This window comes from Vibrio halioticoli NBRC 102217 (assembly GCF_000496695.1).
Taxonomy (GTDB): Bacteria; Pseudomonadota; Gammaproteobacteria; order Enterobacterales; family Vibrionaceae; genus Vibrio; species Vibrio halioticoli.
In genome coordinates, this window is the sequence record NZ_BAUJ01000047.1 from 35,935 (window position 1) to 42,344 (window position 6,410).

General features: G+C 43.7%; 4 protein-coding genes and 1 pseudogene. 4 read left to right on the plus strand and 1 reads right to left on the minus strand.

The genetic code is table 11. The annotated features are described in order from the left end of the window. Positions 1–29: 29 nt before the first annotated feature. Positions 30–263 (minus strand): HAD family hydrolase, encoded by a 234-nt coding sequence (locus tag VHA01S_RS18505; RefSeq protein ID WP_162890998.1) that lies wholly within the window; start codon positions 261–263, stop codon positions 30–32. On the opposite strand from VHA01S_RS18505, the pseudogene VHA01S_RS13335 reads away from it, so the two are divergent. The 4 genes and pseudogenes from VHA01S_RS13335 to VHA01S_RS13350 form a co-directional block, all read left to right on the plus strand. After that, positions 220–1,430: pseudogene (locus VHA01S_RS13335) on the plus strand (putative 2-aminoethylphosphonate ABC transporter permease subunit); the annotation flags it as partial. The gene VHA01S_RS18505 and the pseudogene VHA01S_RS13335 sit on opposite strands and share 44 nt — an antisense overlap. Before the next feature lie 11 nt (positions 1,431–1,441). Then, positions 1,442–2,146 carry a phosphonate utilization transcriptional regulator PhnR gene (phnR, locus tag VHA01S_RS13340; RefSeq protein WP_023404893.1) on the plus strand — a complete coding sequence of 235 codons (705 nt, stop codon included), beginning with the start codon at positions 1,442–1,444 and terminating at the stop codon, positions 2,144–2,146. A 112-nt stretch (positions 2,147–2,258) separates the two neighbouring features. Continuing rightward, positions 2,259–3,662 carry an FAD-dependent oxidoreductase gene (locus tag VHA01S_RS13345; RefSeq protein WP_023404894.1) on the plus strand — a complete coding sequence of 468 codons (1,404 nt, stop codon included), beginning with the start codon at positions 2,259–2,261 and terminating at the stop codon, positions 3,660–3,662. A gap of 606 nt (positions 3,663–4,268) precedes the next feature. Further along, positions 4,269–6,410, plus strand: a 2,142-nt coding sequence (locus tag VHA01S_RS13350; protein WP_119006083.1) for a VCBS domain-containing protein, incomplete at its 3' end; no start/stop codon positions are given.

Consider the following 6,410-nt stretch of genomic DNA (forward strand, 5'->3'; position numbering starts at 1 on the left):
GTATCTAGGTGAAGCAAGCATGCATTGCCTTATAGAGCCCAGTTTAATGCTGGCCAGCCATTGATGTGCGCGGCTACGGCAAGTTGCGGGCAAGGGTTGACCACAAATGTGCTATCGGCACGCAAACACATGGGCTTATCGTTAATAGAATCGGAGTAAAACACGATGTGATGCTCTTTAAAGCTAGGGTGCTGTTCTAGCCATTGCTCTAGGCAGGTGACTTTCCCGCACGCATTGATGATATTAATTACCTCTTTGCGCACCTCGGATGCACGCTTATATGAAGCAAGCCGAGCGTTAAAAACCTCACTATTAAAAACCTTTTTTATCTTCACTTTGCCTGCAGCAAAATATGGCGTCATTAGTACCTTAATTGTGGTCTTTACACTGGTAGTGTGTGATTTTGGTGTGCCGAAAGTGATTGGCGGTAGCTACAACGTGTTGGCAACCGATATCTTCAAACAAGTTGTTGGCCAGCAAAATTTTGCCATGGGTGCCGTTACCAGTATTTTGCTACTACTGCCTGCGGTATTTGCATTCGCGGTGGATCGTTGGGTGCAAAAGAAGCAAAAGAACTTATTTGATACACGCTCTGTGGCCTACGAACCAAAGCCTCATGCGTTACGTGACGGACTGTGTTTGCTGTATTGCATCACCATTAGTGTTGCAGTGTTGGCTGTTTTAGGAATGGCGGTGTACGGCTCTTTAGTCACTTTCTGGCCGTGGAATAAGGCGCTGACTTTAAGTAATTATAACTTTAGCGAACTGAGCACTTATGGCTGGAACCCTTATTATAACTCTCTGACTTTGGCGGGTTGGGCTGCAATTATTGGTACGGTGATTATCTTCATTGGTGTCTATTGTATTGAAAAAGGACGCGGTTTGCGCCTTTACGCCAAGCAATGCAAATGGTCAGTGTTATTCCTATGGCCGTACCAGGAATGGTGCTGGGCTTGGGTTACATCTTTTACTTTAATGATGCGAATAACCCATTAAACTTTTTGTATAGCACCATGGCATTTTTGGTGGTGAATACGGTGGTTCACTATTATACCGTTGGGCATATGACCGCGATTACAGCATTGAAACAAATTCCTGCTGAAATTGAATCAACCGCAGCATCGGTTAAATTACCGCAATATAAATTGTTTTTTAAGGTGACACTTCCAGTTTGTTTACCTGCGGTATTAGATATTGCTATATACTTATTTATCAACGCTTTAACCACGACCTCGGCGGTAGTATTCTTATATTCTACCGACACCATCCCAGCGTCTGTTTCAGTGTTAAATATGGACGATACCGGCCAAACGGGTGCAGCAGCGGCAATGGCAGTAATGATCATGATTTCAGCCGCAGTGGCAAAGCTAGTACATATTGGCTTGGATAAGTTACTAGGAAAGAAAACACAAGCCTGGCGAAAACGATAAAAGGAAAATCAGTGCAGTACGTAAAAATTAAAGACGTTATCGTAGAACAAATTGAGTCAGGACAACTTAGCCCAAGACAAAAATTGCCCGCTGAGCGAAAGCTTGCTGAGCTTTTTGATACGACTCGCGTGACGTTGCGCGAGGCATTATCGCTGCTTGAAGCAGAGGGCAGAATATACAGAGAAGATCGTCGAGGTTGGTTTATTTCTCCTGCGCCATTGCGCTACGACCCAACGCTTGCGCTTAATTTTGCCGATATGGCGAAATTACAAAACCGTGAGCCATTGACGGAATTGATCAGTGCCAAAAGCGTGCTGGCAGATAAACATGTGTCGGCATTGCTAGGTTTACCGGCATTTTCTGATGTATTTCAAGTAGAGCGTGTGCGCTATTTAGAGCAGCGTCCGGTTGTGTTTGTGAAGAACTATGTGATCCCGGCGCTAACACCAACCTTGCTTGACTGTGATTTATCATCGTCTTTGACTGATATTTATCGTGAGCAGTTTGGCGTGCGTTACTCAGAGATCCGTTATCGGGTGAGTACAACCTCATTGTTTGGCAACGTGGCACAAAAACTCAGAGCCACAGCGGGAACGCCTGCGATGTTAGTGCAGCGTCTTAACTACGATAAGCACGCTGGTTTGATTGATTGTGATTTAGAATATTGGCGACATGATGCGATCTGCATTGAGTCGGCATCTAAGCTATTAGATTAATATTGTTGAAATAATCGCTGGCTTTTAAAGACCCGTAGGCTTCCAAGCGGAAGCCTTTTTTACGCCTATACCATGGCGATTCGACTAAAAATTATACAACTGTAGGTGCAACATGTCTGTAGAAACACACCCATGTTTTTGGATTACTGAAGCAAAGCAACAACCTGACTGGCAAGAATCTGAATCTCTGCATCAAGATATTGACGCGGATGTTTGCATTGTTGGCGGCGGATACACCGGACTTTGGACATCGATTCTTATTAAGCAACAATCGCCACAAACCAAAGTTGTGGTGCTAGAGAAGAGTTTTTGTGGCGCAGGTGCATCTGGCGTCAATGGCGGTTGTATGCTGACTTGGGCGGCTAAATATTCTTCAATGTGTAAGATGTTTGGTGAAGAGCGAGCAAAGTTTTTAGTCTTAGAGTCTGAGCAAGTGATTTATGAGATTGAAGCGTTTTGTAAAGAGCATGGCATAGACGCAGGCCTTAGAAGACACGGCACTTATTACACTGCCACAAACTCAGCCCAATGTGGCGCACTAGATTCGACATTAGAGAAACTCGATAAAGAAGACCTTAATAGTTGGCAGAAAGTATCCACCGAGCAACTCAATCAAAATACGGGCTCTGCTCGTAATATAGAAGGACACTTCTCGCAAGCGGCCGGTAGTGTTCAGCCTGCATTACTGGCAAGAGGGCTTCGCCGCGTGGCACTGTCTTTAGGCGTCGAAATCTATGAAAATAGCGAAATGACACGTATCGAATATGGTGAACCTGCGACTGTGTATAGCCATGAAGGCTCAGTAAAAGCAGGCAAGGTGGTATTGGCGCTTAATGCTTGGATGGTGGATAAATTTAAGCAGTTCAAAAACAGCATAGTAGTGGTGTCGTCAGACATGGTGATTACCAAGCCTTTGGGCAGTCAACTTGCGCAGTCGGGTCTCTCTGATGGAGTAACAGTTGTTGATTCTAGAATTTTTGTGCATTACTACCGAGATACCGTGGATGGACGTTTAATGCTTGGCAAAGGGGGCAACCGTTTCTCTTTTAATAACCAAGTTGAACCTATGTTCAATTGTCAAAGCCATTATTTTGAGCTGTTACAAGGTGCTTTTGATCGACTGTTTCCTAATTTAGGTCGTGAACAGATTGAGTTTAATTGGACCGGAGGCTCTGATCGCTCAACAACGGGCTTTCCATTCTTTGGCAATATCAAAAATCAGTCGAATATATTCTATGGTTTAGGTTACTCCGGTAATGGCGTCGCCCAGACTCGTATCGGCGGCAAAATCTTGTCCGCCATGGCATTGGGGATTAAAAACGAGTACGCAAATTGCGCTTTAACGGGCGGTCCTAGAGGTCATTTCCCACCTGAGCCAATGCGTTGGATGGGCGCGATGATGGTGCGAGATGCAGTTCGACGTAAAGAAAGTGCGGAAGATGACGGCCGTTCGCCACTTATTGTTGACCGATGGCTTGCGAAACTAGCGGGGCCAGCAGGAAAGGCTGATAAATAACCTTCTTAGTTTAATTAATTTTCTCAATCTGCGCATCTTAATAAATTGAAATTCATACATTTCTAATTTCACTCTCGCCCCATATTTACAGAGGTGAGAGTGCTTCTTCGCTTAAATAACTTGCCAAATTGCCAATCCTACCCTTGTTACTCATGCCACAGTAGAGACTGTAAGTGATGAGCCTGAGCCGACACATCTACACCAACCGTGACCTCGCATACTGGTTTTCCATCGATAACTGGCATTTTTATATCTACCCGAACAAAAAATCATTAAAACATTAAGAAGCTAAACTTCGTATAAATATGAAAGTAATAGGAATGTTTGTGTCATGTGCTTTTATCGGAATCTAACTTTGTAAAACTGAAACCACTGAGAGTAACGATTAAAATGGTGTGTCGGATGTGTAAATGCAAATAATAGAAGACACCCCATATAATTAACAATGAGTGATGCTCGATGAAATATATTGGATGTTTTTAACTGTGTATGATGCAACTTACTCACTAGGCTTAATCATAATCTTATGATTTTCGAGCGAATATTTATCAAATTAGTAGTAATGAACCATACTTTAACTAAGCGCAAAAAGTGACGGTAAAATTAATGGCAGATTTAGGCAAAAACAAAAAAGCGACAGAAGTATCAAAGAGTGACGCTAAGATTAAACGTGTAAGGAAAACACGTCGTCTAGTTATTCCGCAAACCTACTTCGCGCGTAATAATTCTATGGCTCTTATTTTGCCGTCATATCACGTGGTTGATGCTGGGCATCACAGTGAACATAGTGTTTCAGATCGTATCCATCATTCTGAGTATGTGGAGCATTCCCAACCTCAAAGCTATGAACAAGCAGAAGTAAAAGGTAAGCAGTCGGTCAATCCTCAGCCAACGACTCAACCTGCCATGGTGACTGATGAATTTTTGCCAAAGCATCAAACTGAAAATACCGGTGGTCACCATTACCATTACATCGATCATTATGGGAACTTCGTGACACCATTAACTGGTGTACTTAGTTACGGACAGTTTACTACGGCGGCGGTGACGACTACTGATTCGCACTCAAACACAAATACTTCTACACAGCCTAACACTTCTTATTTGACGCCTCCTGTCATTGGCGTTCCAGAGTCAGGTACTGTTAAAGAAGATACTGCGTTAGTTACCCATGGAACTATTGACGCTCATAGTGCACAAAAAGGCACTGGGCTTACTTTTACGCCTGATAACGTACATGGTCAATATGGCGAATTTGCTTTAGATAAAGACAGCGGTGAATGGAGCTATACCTTAGATAATAGCCATCACCAAAATCTTGCACTTGGTGAGACACATACAGAAACGTTACATGTGACCATTACCAATACTGCGGGTGTTTCTGTTTACCAAGATATTACAGTTACCGTACAAGGTACTAATGATACCCCTGTAATCACTAGCCAAACACAACACGGCGCAACTAAAGAAGATGGAACTTTATTTGTTCAGGGGCAAGTAACGGCAACTGACGTCGACCATGGCGCTGTATTGACTTATACCCCTGATAATTTGCAGGGGCACTATGGTGTATTTAGTTTAAATTCGAGTACAGGTAAGTGGCATTACACGTTAGATAATAATGCGCATCAAGCACTTGCACAGGGCGAGTCTCATACAGAAACTTTGTTGGTCACTGTCACTGATGATAAAGGTGCGATGAATACTCAACAAGTTATTGTTACTGTTGAAGGCACGAACGATAAACCAGTGTTACATTCAGATGTACACACTGGTGACGTTAATGAAGATGGAACGTTATTTGTCCGAGGTCAAGTTTTAGCAACCGACGTTGATCACAACAATAAACTGACTTATACCTCTGGAAATCATCATGAGAACTATGGGAGTTTTACCTTAAATCCAGATTCTGGAACATGGACCTATACGCTCGATAATGCACATCATCAAGCACTTGCGCAGGGCGAAGTACATACTGAATCTATGTTGGTTACGGTAACGGATGATAAAGGGGCTACTGTCACAGAAAATATTCAGGTGACAATTACGGGGACTAACGATAAGCCGGTCATCACCAGTAATGCTCAGGCCGCTACAGTCAAAGAAGATGACGTGCTGTTTGTTGACGGTCAAGTGACTGCAACGGATGTGGACCACCATGCAGTATTGACGTACACCCCCGATAGCTTGAAAGGTACGTACGGTACCTTTGTCTTAAATCAAAGCTCAGGAAAATGGCATTACACCTTAGATAACAACGCCCATCAAGCGCTTGCGGAAGGTGAATCTCACGTTGAAACTATGCTAGTTACGGTCACTGACGATCAAGGTGCTACCACCACTCAACAAGTGAGCGTGACAGTTGAGGGAACTAATGATAAGCCGGTACTACATGCGGACACACACACAGGCAGCGTCAATGAAGACGGTACTTTGTTTGCTCGTGGTCAGGTATTGGCAACAGATGTCGACCATAACTCTAAACTGACCTACACCGCAGGCAGTGAGCACGGTACTTATGGTGATTTCACCTTAAATACTGACTCAGGCACTTGGACATATACATTAGATAACCAACACCACCAAGATTTGGCCGCAGGTGAAACGCACACCGAATCTATGCTCGTCACCGTTACCGATGACAAAGGCGCAACAGTTACTGAAACGGTACAAATTACGGTCACCGGGACTAACGATAAGCCCGTCATCACCAGTAACGCTCAAGCCGCCACAGTCAAAGAAGACGAT

Bases quoted from the DNA above. Each gene is read 5' to 3' on its own strand.
- VHA01S_RS13345 (WP_023404894.1), top strand. From the start codon at position 2,259: ATGTCTGTAGAAACACACCCATGTTTTTGGATTACTGAAGCAAAGCAA.